Here is a 21496-nt window from a genome sequence, read left to right on the forward strand (position 1 = left end):
CATTTCCCTCGTTCCTTCCGCTGTACTCCCCCATGCCGACGCCGCGCTTTTTCATCGACGCCCCTACTGACGCCTTCCAACTGGGCGGACGCTTTGAACTGCCTCCCAAAACCGCTCGTCATGCCGGTCGATCGCTCAGACTGGCCGCGGGTGAGATCGTTGAACTCTTTAACGGTACGGGAGCTGCCTGGTCGGGGCCCGTCGGTTTTTCGGACGCCTCGGCCTGGGTGGAGCTAGAGCACCGCACGGACCGCACAGCAGAGTCTCCCCTGGCGATAACGCTCCTTCAAAGCCTCGTTGCACCGGAAAAAGCGGACTGGATCGTCGAAAAAGCTGTTGAAGCCGGCATCTCTGAAATTATCTTCATGCCGGCCGAACGCAGCGTGACGAAGCTTGCCGGGGAACGCTTGGAAAAACGTCTGGCCCGTCTCACCGACATTGCCCGCTCGGCGGCTGAACAGTGCGGCCGCAATGTCGTGCCCCTCGTTCGGGCAGTCCCCTCTCTTGAAGCCGGCTTTAAGACTGTTTCTGGAGACGTCAAATTTGTTCTGGCGCCCGGTGCCGATGCCTCTGCGGCTTCGAGCATGCTGCCGGGACTCCTCTCCGTCGCCTTTGCCGTCGGACCCGAGGGCGGGTTCTCTGCTCGCGAAATCGAGCTCGCCGCCGCTCACGGCTGGCGGCCTCAGCTTCTGGGGCCGCGTGTTCTGCGCACGGAAACCGCAGGACTGGCCGCGGCTATTTGGGCTCAGACACTTGTCGGTGATCTTCCTCGTGCCTGCTGAGGCCCATCAGGAAAAAAGAGCGCCGCATTCTGCTGCAGACACGCTCTTCTTCGTTTCAATATCAGCCGATAAAAGCTTAGCTTTCAGTACTGCTGCCTTCAGCTGAATCTGACGACCGGCGGTTTTCCGCCACTGCATCGCTCTCGGGCGCGAGGCGTTTCACACTGCCGCCCTGCTGCGCACGCGTTTCCAAGAGCTGCATCCATTCACCGTAGCCAAGATTGCGGGGACGATGTTTCGCGTTGTATGCGGGCCCCGTCCGATTAGCTCGCGAGAGCTCCACCGCACGGTCCGAGTCACCGGCTGCAGCGACCTGCAGACGGCTGCGTTCTTTAAACACCTTAGCGGCGTAACCGTTGTCGCTCGACTGATTGCCCGCGCCGTAGTAATGCTTGAGGCCCTGCGAAACGCTGCCTGTTCGGTCAATGAGACGCGCGAGAATGGAAGCGCCCACCACCATGTTGGGATAGGGTTCCATTGCGGCCTTTGCACCGCCGAAGGCTTTGAATTTCTCTGTATGCACGCTGGTCATGACCTGCATGAGCCCTTCTGCGCCAGAGCCGTTTTTGGCCTTAGGATTAAAACTCGATTCGGTAGCCGCTACCGAAAGAATAAGCAGCGGATCAACATCAAAGCCCTGCCCGATTTCCAACGCCCATGCCGTCAGCTGTCTGGCCTCTTCGAGCGGAACGCGGTAGCTGCGGTTGATATAAGCCGCCACGGACTCCTCTGAAGCATCGCCCGCCTCACTCAAGCTCGCCTCCGAAGCTGGAGACTTGCGTTCCCAATCCTCGACCAACGCTACAGCGTTCGCTTCTTTCTCTTCCAAAAACCGATTGAGCGACTCATGTACATCGGCCTCTTCAATCGCGACAATTTCTGTCTGCGTAGCCGCTTGGACGCCGGCCGGCCCCGCCAAACCAACAGCAGTAAGCCATACTGCAGCAGCCACTGCTGCCGAGCCCACTGCACCCATGGGCCAGAATCTCCCGTTTGTAATGCTTGCAAGAAGCTTCCCGGGAGTCTTTGAAGGCGTCAGGGGCGATACGGTAGGGGCAGAAATATCGACGTCTTGAAGATGCATTGAAACGAGCACAAGCCGTCCCGAAATCAAACAAGCCCTGCTAGGGTTGTCTGAGCTGCTGCTGCGGCTGTAATTTAAAATTTGATGTTTTCTGGACCGACAGCGTTAAAGCTTTAGGGTTAACGCGCACATTCGGCTATTGATTGGTTTGCAGATTAACAGATCTTCCATCAGGATGCGAGTACCCGCTCATTGCGAAAACGCTTGAAGACAATAAAATTTTGCTTTTGTTTTTGCTTTGTTTCAAAAAAATTGCAGTGAAACCATCTCACTATTGCGTCAGTATTCAACTCAGCCGACCTCTTGGCCACGTTTGTTAAATGCAATCTGTCCGCCATCGCGATAGGTAGAATCTAACCATCATTTGTCGTGCGCCTAGTTCCGCCGGCAACTTTCTAAAAAATCATCTTCAGAACGCTGTTGAAGCTTTAAAAAGAGGCATTCAGATGAAGCGCATTCCTATCCACCGCGGCGGCATCACTTCCGCCGGCTATGACCGCACCCGCCGCTGGCTTGATGTGGAGTTCGACACCAAACGGGTGCTGCGTGCCGAAAATGTGGGGTCAGAAATTGCGGACCGTTTTCTTCATTCCAGCGCGCCGCACGAATACTGGAAAGAAGAAATCGAAGATGTCTACACCGTGCGTGAAATTTCCGCCAAGGAAAGCGACGAGGAGAAGCCCGCAGCCAAGAAATCTATTGACGACCTGAAGCGTCTCTTCGGTGATCTTTAGCCGTCGCTAATCGCACCTATCAGATGGAATAAGGCCGCCCGGTGAACACGGGCGGTCTTTTTTTCTCTCGTCAGCGGAAGAAAATGGTCGCGAGCCCGAGGAAGATCAGGAACCCGCCCGAATCGGTCGTAAAGGTCAGCAGCACAGAACCGCCCATGGCCGGATCGCGCCCCATCTTATTCAGAATGAGCGGCACAGCAAGTCCGACAGCCGCTCCCTGGACGATGTTGAGGAACATCGCAAGCGCCATGACCAGACCGAGCGTATGCCCCTGCGGCGAATCCCAATAAAGCGCCCAAGCACAGAGGCCGGCAATGGCGCCCCAGAGAAGGCCGTTGACAACCGCTACGGCAAGTTCCTTCTTCCAAATATCGATAGTATTGGCCAGCGTCACCTGTCCGGTGGCAAGCGAGCGCACCAAAAGCGTCAGCGTTTGATTGCCGGAATTGCCGGCCATGCCCGCTACGATGGGCATCAAAGCCGCAAGTGCCACCACGCGCTCAATGGTGCCGTCAAAGGCTGAAATCACGCGCGAAGCAAAGAAAGCCGTACAGAGGTTGACGCCCAGCCAGAGCCAGCGGCTTTTGGCCGCTCCCCAAACGCTGCCGAACAAGTCCTGTTCGTCATCCAGACCTACTGCACTGAAAGCGTCTTCGTCGCTTTCCTCTCGAATGACGTCAACCACTTCATTGACTGTCAGACGGCCCACTAATCGACCAGCCTCATCAACGACTGCCGCACTCACCAAGTCGTAGCGCTCGAAGGCCTGTGCCGCATCACTCGCATCATCGAGCGGGTTGAGCGTGAAGGTCTCGGTCTGCATGATGCGCCGCACCTGTTTGGCTGGATCGGACGTCAGAATCTGAGCGACAGCAAGCGCTCCCTTTAAGCGCCCCAGTCGATCAACGACAAAGATCTGGTCCATATGATCAGGGAGCTCTTTGAAGCGGCGCAGGTATCTGAGCACCATGTCGATCGTCACTTCCTCGCGGATCGACACCATTTCAAAGTCCATGCGCGCACCGACCGAGTCTTCAGGGTACGACATGGCCGCGCGCAGCTGAGCACGCTCTTCGTGCGAAAGGCCTTCCTGAACCTCCGCCATCACATCTGGCGGCAGGTCATCGACCAAGTCAGCGATCTGGTCGGTATCGAGCGTTTCAACCGCGTCGACGAGTTCGTCGCGGTCCATCGCTTCGATCAGGGTCTCACGAACGCCCTCGTTGACTTCGAGCAGAATATCGCCGTCAGACTCACTCTGGACTTGATTCCAGACAGCAAGACGGTCGTCAAGCGGCAGGGCTTCGAGTACCCAAGCAATGTCGGCAGGATGGAGGGGCTCCAGAATGTCACGCAGCTGCTGCGCGGCTTCCGGCGTCAGCGGACGCGCTTCGTCATCCTTGTCGTCCTCATCGGGCTTTTCACTGCCCCCCGATTTTGCGCGAGCGGCTTTTTCGGCCTTTTCACGAGCTTTTTCCAAAGCTCGAGCCCGATCCTCATCGGAATCGAGAACCTGCTGCACCCGCGCAAGCGCGCGGCTGGCTTCGTCCGAATCGAGCGTCGGAGCGCCTGCGATCTCCTCGTTGGGCGCTTCTGTTTGGTCCTCGCGGTTCACGGCGCAGTACCTCTCTCAGCTCAAGGATTAGACGGAACAGAAGGAAAAAATTTCCTCCCGGACGAAGCTCTGCGGCTGCTGCAAATAAAAACCTTCAGCCGCAATCGCCCGTGAGGCTAGCACGATTTAAGACCGTCCGCTTCTTCAAGAGTGCCGGATCAGGAAAAGAAGCGGCAGCGAACATCCCAAACATGCGGTCGATTTCGCCCAAGCGAATCGACCTTTTCCCATGTTTGATGTTTTAAAATTAATTGGGTGCACTCAGAACTTGAGCAGCATCGGCCTGTGCGGCATGTTCAGCCGCTTTGGCCTCCTTCACCTCTTCGGCTGCCTCCGCAACTTCAGACGCTTCGTTGAGGGACTCTTCAAGCGCGGCTTCCTCTTCGGGCGTAATCGCCTCGTCAAGCACCTTGACGAGTCTTGCATCCATGACAAGATCGACGAGGTCGCACCCCAGAATACGGAGCTCCACTTTGCGTCCGCGCGGAAGATCTTCGGTGAGTCCCGGCACCCGCTGCATGAAAGGCAGTCCGTCGATGCGAACGAGATCGCCCTTGACGACAATCGCCTCAATGGACGTGAGTTTTTCCTGCAGAATCCAGCGCAGCGACCAGTAACGCTCCATTCGAGTCTGGAAGTCGGAATAGAGACCGTAAATCGCTTCAAACTGACTCACAATCGTGAAAAGGTCGACATCGGTGCGGCCATAAGGCGCAGTTTCCCCGCGAAGCACTGCAATCATCTGACGCTGATTCACGAGGTCCACATAACGGCGCAGCGGCGACGTGCTCCAGGCATAGCGCTCCACACCCAAACCATCATGCGGTCCCGGTGACGTACTCATGCGCACACGCCCCATGCGCTGCGAACGATAAATGCCCGGAGTGCCATGCTCTTCGAGCCAAAGGCCCCAAGTGCTGTTGGCGAAAATCATCAGTTCAGCAACCAGCAGATCGAGCGGCGCGCCGCGGCGGCGGCCTTTGACGTGAATAACCGCATCCTCGCCATCGCCCTCAAGCGCAAAATACCAATCCACACGTCCCGTCGGTTCGGGACGTCCGCGCACCTCTTCACGGCCGTGCTGCAGACGTTTGGCAAAATGCCACAGCCAAGCGATTTCGTGCGCATACGGGATGGTGAGTGCATCGGCCGCAATCGCTTCCTCGGTGACCAGATCATCGATTTTGTCGTAGCGCAGATTTGCCTTCAGTGCGATCCGCTCCAGACGTGTCTCAGTGCGCTCGACGGCAAATGTGTCGTCCTTTACCCACACATAAAGTGAAATGCAGGGGACGAGGTGCCCTTCATCGAGCGACGAAGCTTTAATCCAGTTTTCCGGCAGCATCGTCGTCTTCAGACCCGGAGCATAAACCGTGCTCATGCGCGTCTTGGCTACCGTGTCGAGCGGCGAATCCTTCTGGATCATCAGCGCCGGTGCGGCAATGTGGATGCCTACGCGGGTGATGCCGCCCTCAAGATGCTCGATGCTCGCCGCATCGTCAACTTCCGTCGTCGTTGAATCGTCAATCGAGAAGGCGTCAACGTCGGCAATGGGGAGCTCCTCCCACGTGTCAGCCGGGGGCTCCGGGAGGCCGGCAGGGAAACCGCGGCCATGCGGGAAATTCGCCGTATAGAAGCTGTCAACATGCCAGCGCCAAGGCGAAGCAATGCCGCCCAATGCGAGCATCAGACGCAGCGGCGTCTGCCGCGTTTCCGCAGCAGCATCCGAGAGCGCCTTCCATTCGATTCCGTTCTTATCGGGCGAAAGCAGAAGCGTCAGGGCCTGACGGCCGATCGCCTCAGGGAGCTTCCCTTCAACCATTTCAGCCGTCCAGGCCTTCTTTTGCTCTTCCATGCGGCGCTTGCGCTCAAGCGCTTCCAGCGCTTTGGAGAGGATTTCCGCCGGCGCTTTGCGGTAGACGCCTCGGCCTTTACGGTAGAAGTAAACCGGATTGGCATGCAGTACCGTCAGCAGTGCCGCGAGCTCTACGGGCGAAGGCTTCTCACCCCAGTATTCCTGGGCGAGATCCTTAAAGGAAAATTCCTCTGCCGGCGCGGCTTCCCAAAGAAAAGCCGGATCAAGCTCTGCAGCAGCCTCCGGAATACGCGCGATAAGTTCTGAAGCGCTCGGTGTCTCAAAGGGAAAAAAGACATGAGAGGCCTTGATTTTGCTCCGCCGCCCCGTAGTCAGCTCTACCTGATAGGCGCTCCCAGCCTGCGAAAGCACTGTTCCCGCCTTGAAGGCTCCGTCGTCTTCGAAATATAGATACATCGCGTTCTGCTTCAACTGCGTTCGCGCAAAGCGCGAACTGTCCGATGGTTGTTCGGTGTTTTCCTCAAGGCCGCTATTTTGCACTATCGCGCGTCGAATGCAGGCACAATCTTGCGCCGCATAAAAAATCCGCGTACGGCGGGCAAGCACTCAGCAAAGCGCTGCATTCGATGATCATCCTCGGTGGAAAGCACTTTGGGAGAGTCGCGCAGCGCTCGATCCGCAATATGCCAGTCAAGCGTCTCGTCTGCCGTTGAAAGCAGCACCAACGCATCGGCGGGATCCAGCGGTGCTGCCGGCATTTCGGCAGCAAGTTCGCGAAATTCGTCAGCAAACCCAGGCTTCACCATAATCGTTCGATTGGTGCCAAAAATAGTTTGGAGTCCCACTTGCTGCGGCACAAAATCCCAAGGCATCAGGCAGGGATTGACGACCGCCGTCGGACAGCCGTATGCCCGCGCCGCACGAAGTGCGTAAAAGCCGCCCAGACTTGACCCCACCAGAAGCGTGCACCGTCGTGCTTGGACAGAGAGCGGCGAGAGCAGACTGCCTACGATCGCATCGGCTTCCCGCGGCGAAAGGTTCAGATCCGGCGCAGAAAAATCGGCATTCCATTCTGCTGCGGCCGCAGCGAGCTCGCGGCCTTTTGCCGAAGCCGGTGAGGAACGAAAGCCGTGCAGGTAAACGACACGGTCAACAGCGGACGGCACCATGCTTAAGCTCCCGCACGGGACTCAGCCTTGGCCTTGAGTCCGGCTAAGAGCTTCCCATGAATGCCGCCGAACCCCCCGTTGCTCATGCAGAGGATAACGTCACCCGGACGAGCAGCATTCACGACCTGCGTCACCAAAGCATCAAAGTCATGCGTTGCCCAAGCGTGACTGCCCAGAGCCTTCAGAGCCTCTTCGGGCGACCAGGCAACACCCGGGCCGGCATAACAAAAGACCGCATCGGCATCAGCCAGTGCGCCGGCCAGCCGATCCTTCATCGTGCCGAGCTTCATCGTATTGCTGCGCGGTTCAAGCACCGCCAGCAGCCGACGTCCCGGCCAGCGGCCGCGCACGCCGTCGATCGTTTCATGAATGGCCGTGGGGTGATGCGCAAAATCATCAATGACGAGGCACCCGTCGGCTTCGCCTTTCACTTCCTGCCGACGATGAACGCCGGGGAAACTTTCGAGCGCCTTCAGAGCTGCCTGAGGAAGGACGCCCGCCGCTCGCGCAGCGGCAACCGCTGCCAGAGCATTGAGCTCGTTGTAGCGTCCAGGCATATGAATCTTTACCGCACCGAAGACCTCTGCGCCGAGCGATGCCGAACCGTCTTCGGCAAGCGTCCATCCGTCCGGCGTGCCAAAGGGCGTGTCAAATCGCTCAAGCTTTGACCAACAGCCGCGTGCCAACACACGGTCCAGCGCCGGCGCTTTGGCATTGGCGATGATGGTTCCTTCCGAAGGCATCGTCCGCACAAGATGGTGAAACTGCGTTTCTATGGCCTGGAGATTTTCAAAAATATCCGCGTGGTCGTACTCTAGATTATTCAAAATCGCGATGCGCGGACGATAGTGGACAAACTTACTGCGCTTATCGAAAAACGCGGTGTCATATTCGTCAGCTTCAATCACAAAAGGCGCCTGAGGATCGCCCAAAGCAGCCGACTGCTCCCCCCAACAAGGGACGCCGCCGATCAGAAATCCAGGATGGAGTCCAGCTTCGCGCAGGATCCAAGTGAGCATGGAAGTAGTGGTCGTCTTGCCGTGCGTTCCTGCAACAGCAAGCACCGTCCGAGCCTTCTTCCCGGTAAGAATGTTTTCACTCAGCCATTGCGGGCCCGAGGTATAAGGAAGGCCGGCATTGAGAATGGCCTCCAAAAGCGGATTGCCGCGGGAGACGGCATTGCCGATCACCCAAAGATCAGGAGCGACAGCAAGCTGCTCGGCACCGTACCCTTCAGTGATGGTTATACCGTTGGCGCGCAGCGCATCGCTCATCGGGGGATAGACGTTTTTGTCACACCCGGTCACCTGGTGGCCGGCTTCGCGGGCGATCTGAGCGATGCCGCCCATGAAAGTGCCGCAGATGCCGAGAATATGGATATGCATCGAAAGATTCCTCGCATTGGGTAGGAGCCCCAGGAGCGCATCGCGGCGCTTGGGATTTCATTGACCGAAATTGTCGCAAAACTGCTGACATCTCGGCCGCTCTAGAATTCTTCAGATGCATTTTTCTTCTCTGGGAGGCGCAGCATGCGCGAGTACACACGACAGGAACAAGAAGCCGCCGCCGTCGCCGCCAAGCTGATCGCCGCCGAAGGCCGCACTTGGGCACGCGCCTTTCACGATGCCCAGCGCTCGGTGGGGATCCGCCCCGACCCCAATCTCACTGCGAGTGAGATTCGCCGGTGGTTTGCACTCTTTGCGCCTCATGAACATCAGGCGCTGCTCGCGGCCAAACGGCATGCTGCACTCCACGTTATGCGCAGCGTCCCGGAACTCAACTGCCGCCTGATCGGCGTTGTCCTGTCCGGCGCGGCTGTCGAGGCTTCCCCGGCAGAACTTGTCGCCATCGGCACGGGTGAAAAAGAAGCCTTTCTTGCGCTGCTCAATGCCGGGTTTTTGCCCGAACCGCTCGATGCTCCCTACCCCACCGCCTTTGCCCGCCGCGTCGGCGAAAAATGTTTGGACTCTCTGCTGCTTGACGTGCGCGGCGAACCCGTTCTTGTGCGAATCGTTCCCGAGCACACGCCGCTCCCGGCACTCACCCGGCCCGACGAATTTCAAGCCGAGTGGGAAGCGGCCGGGGCACTCCCTTCGGATGCACTCGCCCAAGTTCTCTCAGACACCCTCTAAACCGCAGCCATAACCAGCATCATCCGTCTGCCGTATTGGGCTACCCCGTTGAGGGCATACCGAGGGCATCGGCTGCTCTCTACACTCTGCAGTTTATTTGCAATGGCCTTCAGAGCGTCGTTTTACGCCAATACCTAGGGAATACCCTAGTGTTGAGGCAGATTTTCTTTGACAAGAAATAGGCAGAATGCGCAAAATTGCGCTGAGTTATCTGCTTTTCAGTGCTCTTTTAAAGAAAATGACGCTCCTAAGCAGCCTTTGCGGCTCTCTGTGCCGTCCACGCCGTGCGGCTCCCCTGCACCTGCGGCCCAGACGTCAGGAGCCCACTTTGACACATTCATTGCTGAAACAAAATGGACCTTCGCAAACTCAAGACATTGATCGACCTCGTGAGCGAAAGCGGCGTTGCCGAACTTGAAATCACGGAAGGCGAAGACCACGTTCGCATCGTCAACCGCCCGACCGTTTCTGCAGCCCCCGTCGTGCAAGCGCCCGCTGCGGTAACCGTTGCGGCCGTGCCGCAGGCAGCGCCTGCTCCGGCTGCCGCACCCGCGGCGGCCCCGGCTCCCGCTCAGGATGCTGCTCAGGCCGCCCTGCCAACCATCACGAGCCCGATGGTGGGCACTTTTTACCGTGCGCCGTCGCCCGGCGCAGCGCCTTTCATTGAGGTGGGAGACACCGTGAAGAAAGGGCAGGTGATCGGCATTATCGAAGCCATGAAGCTCCTCAACGAAGTTGAAGCTGACAAGGACGGCGTCGTTCAGGCCTTTGCCGCGGAAAACGGCCAGCCCGTCGAATACGGTCAGCCGCTCGTCATTCTTGGTTGAGCCCAACTCAGGAACCTTCATGTTCGGAAAAGTCCTCATCGCCAACCGAGGCGAAATTGCACTGCGCATTCAGCGCGCCTGCCGCGAGCTCGGCATTAAAACAGTGGTCGTGCATTCCACGGCGGACGCCGATGCTAAGTACGTGCGTCTGGCCGATGAAAGCGTGTGCATTGGGCCTGCCGCCTCGTCTCACTCCTACCTCAATATTCCAGCCATCATTTCAGCTGCGGAAGTAACGGATGCTGAAGCGATTCACCCGGGCTACGGCTTCCTTTCGGAAAATGCCGATTTCGCCGAACAGGTGGAAAGCTCGGGCTTCGCTTTCATTGGGCCGCGCCCCGAGAGCATCCGTCTGATGGGCGACAAGGTGAGCGCCAAGCAGGCCATGCGCGACGCGGGCGTCCCTTGCGTGCCCGGCTCTGACGGAGCACTCTCCGAAGACCCGCAGGAAATCATCCAGACAGCCCGTAAGATTGGTTACCCGATTATCATCAAAGCTTCCGGCGGCGGCGGCGGCCGCGGCATGCGTGTGGTACGCACCGAAGCGGCGCTCCTCACGTCTGTCAATATGACCCGTGAAGAGGCACGCGTTGCCTTTGGCAATCCGACCGTCTACATGGAGAAGTTCCTCGAGAACCCGCGCCACATTGAAATTCAGGTGCTCTCCGACAACTTCCAGAATGCGGTGTATTTGGGCGAGCGTGACTGCTCGATGCAGCGCCGCAATCAGAAAGTCATTGAAGAGGCCCCGGCTTTCGGCATTCCGCGCCGGGCCATTGAGAAGCTTGGCAGCCGCTGCGTGGAAGCATGCCGCCGAATCGGCTACCGCGGTGCCGGCACGTTCGAATTCCTCTACGAAAACGGTGAGTTCTACTTCATTGAAATGAACACCCGCGTACAGGTCGAGCATCCGGTGACAGAATTCATCACCGGGGTTGATATCGTGGCCGAACAGATCCGCATCGCGGCCGGCGAGCGTCTTTCCTTCAAGCAGCGCGATATCGAAATCCGCGGTCACGCCATTGAATGCCGCATCAATGCAGAGGATCCCTTCACCTTTGTGCCTTGTCCGGGCAAAGTGACTGCTTGGCATCTGCCGGGCGGCCCCGGCATCCGCATCGATTCGCACGTTTTTGCGGGCTATACGGTTCCGCCCTATTACGACAGTATGATCGGTAAGCTCATCGCCTACGGTGACACGCGCGAACAGGCGCTTGCCCGCATGCGCGTAGCGCTTTCTGAATTCGCCTGCGAAGGCATCAAGACTAACGTCAAGCTCCATCGCCTGCTTCTCTCTGACGAGCGGTTCGCACGCGGCGGCACGAGCATTCACTACCTTGAGGAAAAGCTCCATTCGCATTCATCCTCGGGTGTGAACTAATCAAACTCCTCCCAACGGCTACAATCCACAGGAAGCGGAACTCAAAAACGGAGTCCCGCTTCTTCTTTTTTCTCTACCTTTTCCTTTTTGCCGCCACCATGCGTGAATACCGAATCCTCGCCGACGAACGCAGTGCTGAAGATCTAAGCGATCTCTTCCTCGAGAAGGGAGCGCTTGCTGCCTCTCTTGAAGATGCCGATGCCGACAGTACCGACGAAGCACCGCTTTACGGCGAACCGGGATTGGAACCCGAAACCTGCGCCTGGCCGCGTTCCATCATCTCGGTACTCACCGCCGACGACTGTCACTTCAAAAACCTGCTTGATGACTGCGTCAAAGAACTGGGCTGCGAAGCGCCAGAATTGCTTTCGGTGAGCGACGTTGAAGATCAGGACTGGGTACGCATCACGCAGGCGCAGTTCCAGCCTTCGCATGTCTCGCCCCGGCTCTGGATTGTGCCGTCATGGAGTGAACCCCCTGTGGCCGACGCCTTGAATGTTCGCCTGGATCCGGGCGTAGCCTTCGGCACGGGTTCTCATCCCACTACGCGCTTATGCCTCAATTGGCTTGACGAAAACATCAAGTCCGCCGATCGCGTTCTTGATTACGGGTGCGGCACCGGCATTCTGGCTATCGGAGCCAAGAAGCTCGGTGCAGCTGAAGTCTGCGGCACCGACATTGACCCTCAGGCCGTTGAGGCGGCCCGCGACAACGCCATTCGAAATGATGTCGAAGCTCAGTTCTGGCTGCCGGCCGACATGCCTGAAGGCACATTCTCAATCGTGGTCGCCAACATTCTGGCCAATCCGCTGAAGCTTTTGGCGCCTGCGCTGCTCGGCCGCGTAGCGGCGCACGGCGCATTGGTGCTCTCAGGGGTGCTTGCCCGTCAAGCCGACGAAGTGATCGCCGTCTATAAGGCCGCCGATCCGACGCTTGTACTCTCGGTCTGGCGTGAAGAGGACGGCTGGGTGTGCCTGGCTGGCCGCCGCGCCTGATGTTTCGTATTCCACAACAATCTGCCCAAAGGACTGATCACCATGGCCCGCATTATTCGCTGTCCCAGCTGCGGGGCGCTCTGGCGCCTTGAGGGAGCTGCTGAAGAAAATTATCTCTGCAGCGCCTGCGGCCGCGAATTCTCCGCCGCTTCAGCGCAAACCGTAGAGGTCGACGACCAAGCGCTTGACGCCGCTCTTGCAGAATTAAAGGCAAAAAAGTCTGAGGCCGCGCAGGCAGCTCCTCGGCAGCCGATGACTGAACCGCGCTTTGCTACCAAAGTCGCCCAGGAGCTCAATACCCCGACGACGGCTGAAAAAACTGAACCGCCCGCACAATTTGATGAAAAAGAAGCTGGCCGAGGCGCTCCGATGCCGGCCATCTACCGCACGAAGAAGTCTGGCTTAGGGAGCTTCCTCCTCTTTGTCTGCATTCTGCTCTGTGCTGCGGTCGGCGCCGCCTGTGCATTTCTGATGATGCATCAGTTTGTGCTCTCTCAAGCCCCCTACGTTCGCCCTGTCTATGAAAAGGTTTGCCGCAGTCTCCCATGTCCGGGCTTTGTCTGGGCAGATGCTTCGGCCTTCAAGGCAAAGGCAACGCTTGCGCCTGATGAAACTTTGGGGCTCGCTAAGCCCACGGCAGTTGTTGAACTCACCAATACGTCCGAGTACCCGCAGATGCTTCCCGTGATCGAACTCAAGTATCTTGATCCGGCGGGCAGCACGCTCCTGCAGCGCGTATTGGAACCTGCCGACTACGGCTTCCCGCAAAAACCGGCCATACTGCCGGCCGGTGAATCGCTTACCGCTCAAATCAAGATGGAAGGAACGCTCTCCTTTGCCGCCACGGCTGCACAGGTTAAACCTGTTGTAGATGCCGGCCGCTAAGACGAGCCTCACCTGCCGCCAGCCCGAAGCGTTCGCCAGAAGCTTCGGGCTTTTTCTTAAATTTCGGCTTCAAACCCCAAAAAACCAACCCCATGAGTGTTCTCATCACCGGCTCCATCGCCTACGACGCAGTCTTCTCCTTCGCCGGAGCCTTCGGCGAGCAAATAACGCGCCCTGTTGAGCCAGGGTTCAACACCACATTTCTCACACGCGCCATGCGCCGAGATTTCGGCGGCTGTGCCGGCAACATCGCCGTCGCCATGAAGCGCATGGGCGGCGAACCGCTGATTTGGGGCGCTGTCGGCCGCGACGGCGGCGATTACCTTGAACATTTCGGCAGAGAAGGCATTCGCACCGACGGCATCGGCGTTTTCAGCAATGCTTATACCGCACAGTGTCTGATCATCACGGATCACACGGGAGCTCAAATTGCAGCCTTTCATCCCGGGGCGGCTGAGCGTACACCGGAGGTCCGCTGGCCCACAGATGCGGATGGAAAAGAAGCACAGCCCGCCATCGCGATCCTTTCGCCCGGCGGACGCGAAACGACGCTTTTTGCAGCTCAAGCCTGCAGAGCTCGCGAAATACCCTATTTCTTCGACGTCGGTCAGGAGCTTCCGCTCTTTTCGGCTGAAGAACTCCTTGACCTTGCGCACCATGCCGTCGGGATCATCTATTCAGACTCTGAGGCAGAGGCTTTTGAGCAAAAAACCCAACAAAGTGATGCCGACCTCGCCGAGAGCGGACTCATCGTCGTCCGTACGCTCGGAAGCCGCGGCGCACGAGTCTGGCTCCCCGGCGAGCGTCATGCGGCTTTCGTACCAACCATGCCGATTCAAAAGGTTCGCAGCCCCGTCGGAGCGGGAGACGCCTTCCGCGGCGGCTTTCTTTATGCACTTGAGCGCGGTTTTTCACCCGTTGAAGCCGCGCAATGGGGGGCTGTAGCTGCCGGCCGAAAAGTGGCCGGCGCAGGCGCTCAGGACTACGAACTCACACCGCAGGCTGCTCAGCTCGATTTTGATCAATGGTTTGGGAAACAACCGCGAAAATAACGCGTTTGCTCACAAAATGATGAATCCTCGCGAGAACGGCACAATGACGATGAGCAGAAGATTCGTGATCAGAATCAGCACCAACGGCGAAAAATCAATGCCACGGAACGTAGGCAGCACTCGGCGGATGGGGCGCATAAACGGATCCAGAAGCACTGCGAGCGTATAAGTCATAGGGCTCTCGCGATTCACCCAGGAAAGCACGGCCCAGATGATGGCGCCCCAAGAAATCATTTCAAGCGCCCAACGGGCCATCATTGCAAAGGGAGCAATGATGAGGCCAATCGGGGTCGCCGGCAGATGCCCGATCGTGCGATGCACCAAGACGGCCACCACTGCGACGGCCAGGGCGGAAAGCAGCGCCGACCAATGTACACCGCCCCTTGTGGGAACGACGCGGCTGATGGGGACGACCAGCCAATCGGTTATGCGGCGCACGAACTCACACAAGGGATGCCGGGGCGAAAGCGCCCAATAGTGCAGCCAAGCCCGCAAAAGCAGGATGGCCCCAAAGCAGCTGAAGATGATCCCAAGAATGTATTGCAGAAGATGGAGCATGAGCGGCCTCAAAAATATCTGCGCTCATTATGCCAACCTCATGCGTCTGCGTCTCGCCTCTCTTTACGTTTGAGGCGTTCCGGTTCGTTTCAGTTGGAGTGTTCAGCCATTCGGCGAGCGAGCGCTTCACGGTCGCAGTCGGTTTCATCAATGGCTAAAGCAACACCGGCCGGCAGCAGCTGCGCGGTACGGCCCCAATCAAAGAAAGGACCCGGATCACTTTTTCGTCCAGGTGCAATGAATTCGTGCCCTGTCACCCACTTCACCGGATGCCGACGGCAGATAGCCGGGAGAAGCTCGCCCAACGCTTGGTACTGTGCCGCTGCAAAAGGCACCTCACCGGTTCCTTCGAGTTCAATCCCGACCGAAAAATCATTGCAGGCGTTGCGTCCGCGGAAGTTTGAAAGTCCCGCGTGCCATGCCCGTTTCACCGTCGGAACATACTGAATCACCTCACCGGTGCGGCGAATAAAGAAATGGGTAGAAACGTGCAGCCCCTTGAGCGCTTTCAAGGGCTCCCAAGCAGGATCTTGAGGCCAATCTCGGCGATCGGGATCGAGCGTGCCCATAAAGAGCCGATCGACGGCGTCGCCGCCGAATGTTCCGGCAGGGAGCGAAATAAAGTGCAGCACAATCAGGTCTACCGGATCTCCGGCGGCACCCGACTTCGTCAACTGCGGCCGCTCATCCCAATACGGACTCGGGTGAAAGGACGACGAATAAAGAGGCGAAGAAGGGACGCCCTTCAGACGTCCCTCCTGCGTGATGAAAGTGTCTTCGCTCACGATTTGTCTGCATCTCGGCATTCGGCCGAACAGTATGACTTTCCGCCCCGATGCACGGCATCGCGCTTAGGGAAATACGTCCCGCAGTGTGCGCAGCGCTCCATCGGCTCTCCCACCGCAGCGGGCGTGCGCCCTTTTTGTGTGCGGCGAAGCTCCTCGAGTTCGTCGCGCTCTTTAATGGTGAGTTCAGACCGTCGGCGGCTGATTGACCAAGCCACCGCAATGACGATGAATATGCCGAGAAAGAAAAGAATGCGGCTCATCGAAAGGCCTCAAAACACTTCAAGAACGAAGCTGTAGACAAAATAGGCAACCGCAAAGACAACAAATCCCGCCCAGAAAAGACGCAGAGCCGTCTTGGCGCGCCAGCCCCAAACCGTACGGCCGAGGAGCAAAACACCGAACACCAGCCAAGAAATCCAGGTGAGGACTGCTTTGTGGTCGAAAAGGAAGTAGACGCCCTGAAGCTCCTTCGTGACAACCGCCCCCAGAATCAGCACCAGCGTCAGGCAGAAAAAGCCCGTAGCGACAATGCGGAAAAAGACGCGCTCCATCACGACCAAGCCGGGGAGCGAATCGAGCAAGTCGTCATTGGCCGAAAGCCCCTTGGCTCGCAGACGCGTATTCTGCAGCATCATCAAAACAGCCTGCACAAAGGCAATCATCATGAAGCTGTAGGCGGCCAGCGCGAAGACAAGATGCCAGCGGAAGGCAAGCGTCCAGTCGGCGGCCGGCACCACTTGTCCCTGGAAGAAAACCGGAAAAAGAGCGCCAAAGGCTGCGGCAATCAGGATGATGCCGAAAAGGGCATGAATGCGGTGCACCCAAGATTCAATCAAGAGTGTCACGACCGCAAAGAAGAACATCACGGAGACGGCATACCCGAACCCGAAGTGCACGGCTTCGGCCGTGAACATCTCCTGTCCGACGGCATACCCGTGAAGAACGAGACCGAGAAGCACGGGCCAGCGCAGAAGGCTGGAAGCCTTGGCTTCCGCCCCCTTCTTCATCGCGCTCATGATGGCGATGCCGCTCACAAGGTAGAGGAGCGCAGCAAATCCGGTGGAGATGAGGAGAACTGACATTGGAAATGGACGCCCGAGACTGGCTTCTTCTTTGGAGAAACTATCCCGGCAACGGCTTTGGTTAAAATAATGGATTCACGTCCGCAGTCTGCAGCCGCACTTCTCTGTTGAAGCAATGCTTCAACGAGAAATCCGGCCGGCCATTTCCGCGGCCGTCGTGAATCTCATTGTATAGTCGCGCCTTCTTACTAGGTGCTGAACAACCCGAACCCGCTGCCTCTGGTCCGCATCGACGGACGCCCGCGCCAAGCCGGTTCCTCAGGCTCATAGCTCATGCTCGACAATCTCAGCCAGCGTCTCTCGAAAATCGTCAAGACCATGCGCGGCCAAGCGCGCCTCACGGAAGCCAACACCAAAGAGATGCTGCGCGAAGTGCGCCTTGCGCTTCTGGAAGCCGACGTTGCACTTCCCGTAGTGAAAGAGGTCCTCAGCCGCATTAAAGAAAAGGCGATGGGCGAGGAAGTGGTCGGGAATCTCAACCCCGGTCAGGCGCTCGTCGGTGTGGTGCAGCGCGAACTCACCGCTATCATCGGCGGCGACTTGCCCCCTGAAGAGCGCAGCCTCAATTTCCGTGTGCAGCCTCCGGCAGTGATTCTGCTTGCCGGTCTGCAGGGCGCCGGCAAAACAACCACTGCCGGCAAACTCGCCCGCTGGCTGGTCCACGACGAAAAGAAGAAAGTACTTACCGTTTCCTGCGACGTGTACCGTCCGGCGGCTATTGATCAGCTCAAAGCCGTCACCGAACAGGCCGGCGCGGATTGGTTTCCCAGTCATACTGGCGAAAAGCCGCTTGACATCGCTGCCGCCGCAGTGAGCGAAGCTCGTCGTCGTTTTTATGATGTGCTGATCGTCGACACGGCCGGTCGTCTTGCCATCGACGAAGTGATGATGCAGGAAGTTGCCGACCTTAACACCTTCCTCAAGCCCGCCGAAACACTCTTCGTGATTGACGCGATGCTCGGTCAGGATGCGGTCAATACGGCCAAAGCTTTCAACGATCGGCTGCCGCTTACCGGCATTGTGCTCACCAAAGCCGATGGCGACAGCCGAGGCGGCGCATCGCTCTCGGTTCGCTATGTGACAGGCAAGCCGATCAAATTCATCGGTACGGGTGAAAAACTGGGCGGCTTTGAGCCCTTTGATCCCGAAGCCATGGCTTCGCGCATTCTCGGCATGGGCGACATTGTCGGCCTAGTGAAGGACGTCACGAAGTCCATCGACATGGCCGAAGCGGCCAAGCTCGCTGAAAAAATCCGTACCGGGGACAAATTCGACTTGACGGACTTCCGAGCACAGCTTCAGCAGATGGCCGGCTTTGGGAGCTTCTCCTCGCTCATGGAAAAAATGCCCGCACAGCTTCAGCAAGCTGCGAGTAAAGTGAGCGACGAGGACGTGCAGAAGAATCTGCGCCGCACGCTGGGCATCATCGATTCGATGACGCTGCAGGAACGCCGCAAGCCTGAGCTCATTAAAGCGAGCCGCAAAAAACGCATCGCCGCCGGTGCGGGCGTACCTGTGCAGGAGGTCAACCGTCTGCTCAAACAGTTTGAACAGACGCAGGACATGATGAAGCGCATGAAGCGCGGCGGCCTCTCCAAGATGATGCGCATGCTCGGCGGCATGAAGCTTCCTGGCATGGGCGGCGGCTTTCCGGGCGGCTTCCCCCCGGGCGGTTTCCCCGGCATGCCTCGCTGATTCAACCGACTGAAGGTTTTGGCAACGCATGGCTGCCGCAGTGCGCATTCTCGGACTCGACCCCGGTCTCAATCACACCGGCTGGGGCATCATTGACACGACGGGCGCCAAATCCATTTGGGTTGCGTCGGGCGTCTTTGACATCCCCAAGGGTGAGACTGCAGCGAGATTGGCGCATATCGCCCGCGAAATCGAAGCGGTCATCAAGACACATCTGCCGACAGTTGCCGCCTGCGAGCGTGTGTTCGTGAATGTCAACCCTCAAAGCACATTGCTTCTTGGACACGCCCGAGGCGCTGCAATCTGCGCGGCCAGTCTCGCCGGTCTTGCGGTTGAAGAATTTACGCCAAGCGAAATCAAACAGGCCGTTACGGGATCGGGCAGCGCCGACAAAAAAATGATCCAAGCCATGGTGGAGCGTCTCCTTCCCATGCCGCATCATCCGCGTACTGACGAGGCTGATGCTCTCGCCTGTGCACTTTGTCTGGCCAGTTCCTTAAAACTCCGGGCGCTGGAAAAGTCCGGCGGCACGAACCGAACCTACGCCACGGCAAGACGCGGCCTCGGCAGTTACGGCCGAGGGGCTCGAAGCGCCTGGACAGCCTTGGTTGAAAAAAAGGATCCTAAAAAATGATCGGACGACTGCACGGCAAACTGCTTGAAAAAAATCCGCCGCAAATTCTGATTGACGTTTCCGGCGTCGGCTACGAAGTCGACGTCCCAATGTCAACATTTTGCAATCTCCCGGAAGTCGGCGGAGAGCTCACGCTCCACACGCACTTCGTCGTGCGTGAAGATGCTCAGCTTCTTTACGGCTTTGCCACACTCGCCGAACGCGCTGTGTTCCGTGCGCTCATCAAGATTTCCGGCGTCGGTCCAAAAATTGCGCTGGCACTCCTTTCGGGCATCACGGTCGATCAGCTTAAAGACGCTGTCGATCGGGGAGAGACCGGACTCCTTACCAAAGTCCCCGGCATCGGCAAAAAGACTGCAGAACGATTGGTGTTGGAGCTCAAAGGTAAGCTCGCAGGCACCGGCGCAGCGACAGCGGCAGCGGCAGTGCCGACCTCCGGCGCACGTGCCGACGTTGCGGCCGCGCTCATCGCCTTGGGGTATTCCGAACGCGAAGCCGCTGCCGCGACGAAGAAGCTCCCCGAGGACTGCACGGTGAACGACGGCCTGCGTCTGGCACTCAAGTCACTCACGCATTAAGTCTTACCGGAGTAAGTGCACCGCGCCGCTGCGCTATGCTCATCCTCACGACAGCATTTTCATTTTCTCCAAGATGTCCGAAGACTCCTCCGACCGCCTGATTGCCGGCGGCTGCGCCAATCCCAATGAAGAGAACGTCGACCGCGCACTGCGGCCGACGCGGCTTGCCGACTATGTCGGGCAAAAAGCGGTGCGCGAACAGCTGCAGATCTTCATTGAAGCTGCGCGGCGCCGAGGCGATCCGCTCGACCATCTGCTCCTTTTCGGGCCGCCCGGTTTAGGCAAAACCACGCTCGCGCACATCGTCGCAGAGGAAATGGGCGTGAACCTGCGTCAAACCTCGGGCCCCGTACTGGAGCGCCCGGGGGACCTCGCTGCCATCCTGACGAATCTCGAAAAGAACGATGTGCTCTTCATCGATGAAATTCACCGGCTTTCGCCCGTCGTGGAAGAGATTCTTTACCCGGCGCTCGAGGACTATCAGATCGACATCATGATCGGTGAGGGTCCGGCAGCGCGCTCCATCAAGCTTGATCTGCCGCCCTTCACACTCATCGGCGCGACTACGCGAGCGGGTTCCCTAACCAACCCGCTGCGTGCCCGCTTTGGCATCGTCAATCAGCTCCAGTTCTACACCACGGAGGAGCTGATCACGATCGTGCGCCGTTCGGCCAGACTGCTCGGCGTCTCCATCGATCCCGAAGGCGCAGCAGAAATTGCGAGCAGAAGCCGGGGCACGCCTCGCGTGGCCAACCGACTGCTGCGACGCGTACGCGACTATGCAGAAGTTCGCCACGACGGCACCATTACCCGGGAAGTTGCCTCCGCCGCATTAACCATGCTTGACGTAGACCCTGTCGGTCTCGATTTCATCGACCGGCGCTTTCTGCTCACTATCCTTGAAAAATTTTCCGGCGGGCCTGTCGGCATTGACAATCTGGCCGCCGCTATCGGTGAAGACCGAGACACGCTCGAGGACGTAGTGGAGCCCTACCTCATTCAGCAAGGATTCCTGCAGCGCACGCCGCGCGGCCGCATGGCTGCGCACCGTGCCTGGGAGCATTTCAAGCTCACGCCGCCGGCGAATCAAGGCGGCGCAGTCATGCGCGACGCCACGCTCTTTTAAGCCGCATCGCTCAAGCATAAGTTCCGCCAGACCTTTGCGTTCTTAACCGTCTGCGAAGCTTTGCTTCATCTGCTCCAAGGACAAGCGGTCCACAACGTTCCCCGCTATGCGGATGGTCTGGATTTTTGCTAAGCGCCTCTATCGCGTTTAAGGGCGATTGGAAGCTCTAAATCATCCTGCCCAAGCGAAAGCTTTTCTTGCGGCCGCGCGGCGTTTTTGCCTTGATGCACATTCCTTCGGCCAATAGTGACCTTTCGTCACATGATGGCTATCAAGAAGCATACGATCAAGAGCAAGGTAATCGCTAAATCCCCAATCGTTCCATCGATTGTCTGCTTCACAATTGTGAAGCAGATCTAAACCCATAAGCGCCACACTGCCGATGCATGGGTGAATCGCGCCATAACGAAAAAAAACGCGAGATGCTCGCGCTACTTAGCTTGGGAAATTCATCCCGGATGCTGGAAAGTTAGGGATCAGTTATCTGAGAGTATTGACGTCAACCTCTGACACGCGGTGGGCATTGTTCGCCAATTAAGAAAAAGCCTTCCCTCACTTTGAGA

General features: G+C 58.1%; 21 protein-coding genes. 12 read left to right on the forward strand and 9 right to left on the reverse strand.

What is annotated here, in order from left to right:
• Nucleotides 1–32 precede the first annotated feature (32 nt).
• A complete protein-coding gene (locus tag DES29_RS02390; RefSeq protein ID WP_005430894.1) occupies nt 33–782 on the forward strand; it encodes a 16S rRNA (uracil(1498)-N(3))-methyltransferase in 750 nt (249 codons plus the stop codon).
• Between the two features lie 76 nt (nt 783–858).
• Here the strand turns inward: DES29_RS02390 and DES29_RS02395 are convergent, their stop codons facing one another.
• Nucleotides 859–1758 (reverse strand): lytic transglycosylase domain-containing protein, encoded by a 900-nt coding sequence (locus tag DES29_RS02395; RefSeq protein WP_005430895.1) that lies wholly within the window; start codon nt 1756–1758, stop codon nt 859–861.
• Between the two features lie 554 nt (nt 1759–2312).
• Between DES29_RS02395 and DES29_RS02400 the strand changes: the two genes are divergently transcribed.
• The gene (locus DES29_RS02400; protein WP_005430896.1) at nt 2313–2600 is read left to right on the forward strand and encodes a KTSC domain-containing protein; all 288 of its coding nucleotides are present in this window, start codon (nt 2313–2315) and stop codon (nt 2598–2600) included.
• 70 nt (nt 2601–2670) lie between these two features.
• Here DES29_RS02400 and mgtE read toward each other — a convergent pair whose 3' ends face one another.
• The 4 genes from mgtE to mpl all read right to left on the reverse strand — a co-directional run bounded on the left by mgtE (nt 2671) and on the right by mpl (nt 8585).
• Complete coding sequence (mgtE, locus tag DES29_RS02405) at nt 2671–4215, reverse strand: magnesium transporter (protein ID WP_005430897.1); 1545 nt, start codon at nt 4213–4215, stop codon at nt 2671–2673.
• A 247-nt stretch (nt 4216–4462) separates the two neighbouring features.
• Nucleotides 4463–6487: a ribonuclease catalytic domain-containing protein gene (locus DES29_RS02410; RefSeq protein WP_113854392.1), complete on the reverse strand. Its 2025-nt coding sequence runs from the start codon at nt 6485–6487 to the stop codon at nt 4463–4465.
• A gap of 83 nt (nt 6488–6570) precedes the next feature.
• Nucleotides 6571–7200, reverse strand: coding sequence for a YqiA/YcfP family alpha/beta fold hydrolase (locus DES29_RS02415; protein WP_021994789.1), 630 nt, complete (start codon nt 7198–7200; stop codon nt 6571–6573).
• A 2-nt stretch (nt 7201–7202) separates the two neighbouring features.
• On the reverse strand, nt 7203–8585 hold the full coding sequence (gene mpl, locus DES29_RS02420; RefSeq protein ID WP_005430900.1) for a UDP-N-acetylmuramate:L-alanyl-gamma-D-glutamyl-meso-diaminopimelate ligase: 1383 nt from the start codon (nt 8583–8585) through the stop codon (nt 7203–7205).
• 144 nt (nt 8586–8729) lie between these two features.
• Between mpl and DES29_RS02425 the strand changes: the two genes are divergently transcribed.
• The 6 genes from DES29_RS02425 (at nt 8730) to DES29_RS02450 (ending at nt 14472) form a co-directional block, all read left to right on the forward strand.
• The gene (locus DES29_RS02425) at nt 8730–9332 is read left to right on the forward strand and encodes a hypothetical protein (protein WP_021994788.1); all 603 of its coding nucleotides are present in this window, start codon (nt 8730–8732) and stop codon (nt 9330–9332) included.
• Nucleotides 9333–9685: 353 nt separating this feature from the next.
• Nucleotides 9686–10159: an acetyl-CoA carboxylase biotin carboxyl carrier protein gene (accB, locus tag DES29_RS02430; protein ID WP_005430903.1), complete on the forward strand. Its 474-nt coding sequence runs from the start codon at nt 9686–9688 to the stop codon at nt 10157–10159.
• A 19-nt stretch (nt 10160–10178) separates the two neighbouring features.
• Nucleotides 10179–11540 carry an acetyl-CoA carboxylase biotin carboxylase subunit gene (gene accC / locus DES29_RS02435; RefSeq protein ID WP_021994787.1) on the forward strand — a complete coding sequence of 454 codons (1362 nt, stop codon included), beginning with the start codon at nt 10179–10181 and terminating at the stop codon, nt 11538–11540.
• A gap of 98 nt (nt 11541–11638) precedes the next feature.
• Nucleotides 11639–12535: a 50S ribosomal protein L11 methyltransferase gene (gene prmA / locus DES29_RS02440; RefSeq protein WP_005430907.1), complete on the forward strand. Its 897-nt coding sequence runs from the start codon at nt 11639–11641 to the stop codon at nt 12533–12535.
• Nucleotides 12536–12577: 42 nt separating this feature from the next.
• Complete coding sequence (locus DES29_RS02445) at nt 12578–13420, forward strand: DUF3426 domain-containing protein (RefSeq protein WP_113854394.1); 843 nt, start codon at nt 12578–12580, stop codon at nt 13418–13420.
• A gap of 92 nt (nt 13421–13512) precedes the next feature.
• Nucleotides 13513–14472, forward strand: coding sequence for a carbohydrate kinase family protein (locus tag DES29_RS02450; RefSeq protein WP_113854395.1), 960 nt, complete (start codon nt 13513–13515; stop codon nt 14470–14472).
• Nucleotides 14473–14481: 9 nt separating this feature from the next.
• Here the strand turns inward: DES29_RS02450 and DES29_RS02455 are convergent, their stop codons facing one another.
• The 4 genes from DES29_RS02455 to DES29_RS02470 all read right to left on the reverse strand — a co-directional run bounded on the left by DES29_RS02455 (nt 14482) and on the right by DES29_RS02470 (nt 16900).
• A complete protein-coding gene (locus DES29_RS02455; RefSeq protein ID WP_005430911.1) occupies nt 14482–15030 on the reverse strand; it encodes a YggT family protein in 549 nt (182 codons plus the stop codon).
• Nucleotides 15031–15119: 89 nt separating this feature from the next.
• Nucleotides 15120–15815, reverse strand: a complete 696-nt coding sequence (gene ampD, locus DES29_RS02460; protein WP_016473583.1) for a 1,6-anhydro-N-acetylmuramyl-L-alanine amidase AmpD — start codon at nt 15813–15815, stop codon at nt 15120–15122.
• Nucleotides 15812–16078 carry a PP0621 family protein gene (locus tag DES29_RS02465; protein WP_005430918.1) on the reverse strand — a complete coding sequence of 89 codons (267 nt, stop codon included), beginning with the start codon at nt 16076–16078 and terminating at the stop codon, nt 15812–15814. Before DES29_RS02465 ends, ampD begins: the two co-directional genes overlap by 4 nt.
• 9 nt (nt 16079–16087) lie before the next feature.
• Nucleotides 16088–16900 carry a cytochrome C assembly family protein gene (locus DES29_RS02470; protein WP_005430920.1) on the reverse strand — a complete coding sequence of 271 codons (813 nt, stop codon included), beginning with the start codon at nt 16898–16900 and terminating at the stop codon, nt 16088–16090.
• Between the two features lie 273 nt (nt 16901–17173).
• Between DES29_RS02470 and ffh the strand changes: the two genes are divergently transcribed.
• The 4 genes from ffh (at nt 17174) to ruvB (ending at nt 20933) form a co-directional block, all read left to right on the forward strand.
• Complete coding sequence (gene ffh / locus DES29_RS02475; protein ID WP_005430921.1) at nt 17174–18595, forward strand: signal recognition particle protein; 1422 nt, start codon at nt 17174–17176, stop codon at nt 18593–18595.
• 28 nt (nt 18596–18623) lie between these two features.
• Nucleotides 18624–19229 (forward strand): crossover junction endodeoxyribonuclease RuvC, encoded by a 606-nt coding sequence (gene ruvC / locus DES29_RS02480; RefSeq protein WP_016473582.1) that lies wholly within the window; start codon nt 18624–18626, stop codon nt 19227–19229.
• Nucleotides 19226–19807, forward strand: a complete 582-nt coding sequence (gene ruvA, locus DES29_RS02485) for a Holliday junction branch migration protein RuvA (RefSeq protein ID WP_005430924.1) — start codon at nt 19226–19228, stop codon at nt 19805–19807. Before ruvC ends, ruvA begins: the two co-directional genes overlap by 4 nt.
• A gap of 73 nt (nt 19808–19880) precedes the next feature.
• Nucleotides 19881–20933 carry a Holliday junction branch migration DNA helicase RuvB gene (gene ruvB, locus DES29_RS02490; protein WP_005430925.1) on the forward strand — a complete coding sequence of 351 codons (1053 nt, stop codon included), beginning with the start codon at nt 19881–19883 and terminating at the stop codon, nt 20931–20933.
• Nucleotides 20934–21496: the final 563 nt, after the last annotated feature.

The organism is Sutterella wadsworthensis (assembly GCF_003315195.1).
GTDB lineage: Bacteria > Pseudomonadota > Gammaproteobacteria > Burkholderiales > Burkholderiaceae_F > Sutterella > Sutterella wadsworthensis.

Excerpts from the sequence above, each read along its gene's own strand:
- prmA (WP_005430907.1), top strand. The coding sequence starts at position 11,639 with ATGCGTGAATACCGAATCCTCGCCGACGAACGCAGTGCTGAAGATCTA.
- DES29_RS02455 (WP_005430911.1), bottom strand. The coding sequence starts at position 15,030 with ATGCTCCATCTTCTGCAATACATTCTTGGGATCATCTTCAGCTGCTTT.
- ffh (WP_005430921.1), top strand. The coding sequence starts at position 17,174 with ATGCTCGACAATCTCAGCCAGCGTCTCTCGAAAATCGTCAAGACCATG.
- DES29_RS02450 (WP_113854395.1), top strand. The coding sequence starts at position 13,513 with ATGAGTGTTCTCATCACCGGCTCCATCGCCTACGACGCAGTCTTCTCC.
- DES29_RS02400 (WP_005430896.1), top strand. The coding sequence starts at position 2,313 with ATGAAGCGCATTCCTATCCACCGCGGCGGCATCACTTCCGCCGGCTAT.
- ruvC (WP_016473582.1), top strand. The coding sequence starts at position 18,624 with ATGGCTGCCGCAGTGCGCATTCTCGGACTCGACCCCGGTCTCAATCAC.
- DES29_RS02390 (WP_005430894.1), top strand. The coding sequence starts at position 33 with ATGCCGACGCCGCGCTTTTTCATCGACGCCCCTACTGACGCCTTCCAA.
- ruvB (WP_005430925.1), top strand. The coding sequence starts at position 19,881 with ATGTCCGAAGACTCCTCCGACCGCCTGATTGCCGGCGGCTGCGCCAAT.
- accB (WP_005430903.1), top strand. The coding sequence starts at position 9,686 with ATGGACCTTCGCAAACTCAAGACATTGATCGACCTCGTGAGCGAAAGC.
- ruvA (WP_005430924.1), top strand. The coding sequence starts at position 19,226 with ATGATCGGACGACTGCACGGCAAACTGCTTGAAAAAAATCCGCCGCAA.
- DES29_RS02470 (WP_005430920.1), bottom strand. The coding sequence starts at position 16,900 with ATGTCAGTTCTCCTCATCTCCACCGGATTTGCTGCGCTCCTCTACCTT.
- DES29_RS02415 (WP_021994789.1), bottom strand. The coding sequence starts at position 7,200 with ATGGTGCCGTCCGCTGTTGACCGTGTCGTTTACCTGCACGGCTTTCGT.
- DES29_RS02445 (WP_113854394.1), top strand. The coding sequence starts at position 12,578 with ATGGCCCGCATTATTCGCTGTCCCAGCTGCGGGGCGCTCTGGCGCCTT.
- mpl (WP_005430900.1), bottom strand. The coding sequence starts at position 8,585 with ATGCATATCCATATTCTCGGCATCTGCGGCACTTTCATGGGCGGCATC.
- DES29_RS02410 (WP_113854392.1), bottom strand. The coding sequence starts at position 6,487 with ATGTATCTATATTTCGAAGACGACGGAGCCTTCAAGGCGGGAACAGTG.
- accC (WP_021994787.1), top strand. The coding sequence starts at position 10,179 with ATGTTCGGAAAAGTCCTCATCGCCAACCGAGGCGAAATTGCACTGCGC.
- DES29_RS02425 (WP_021994788.1), top strand. The coding sequence starts at position 8,730 with ATGCGCGAGTACACACGACAGGAACAAGAAGCCGCCGCCGTCGCCGCC.
- DES29_RS02465 (WP_005430918.1), bottom strand. The coding sequence starts at position 16,078 with ATGAGCCGCATTCTTTTCTTTCTCGGCATATTCATCGTCATTGCGGTG.
- DES29_RS02395 (WP_005430895.1), bottom strand. The coding sequence starts at position 1,758 with ATGGGTGCAGTGGGCTCGGCAGCAGTGGCTGCTGCAGTATGGCTTACT.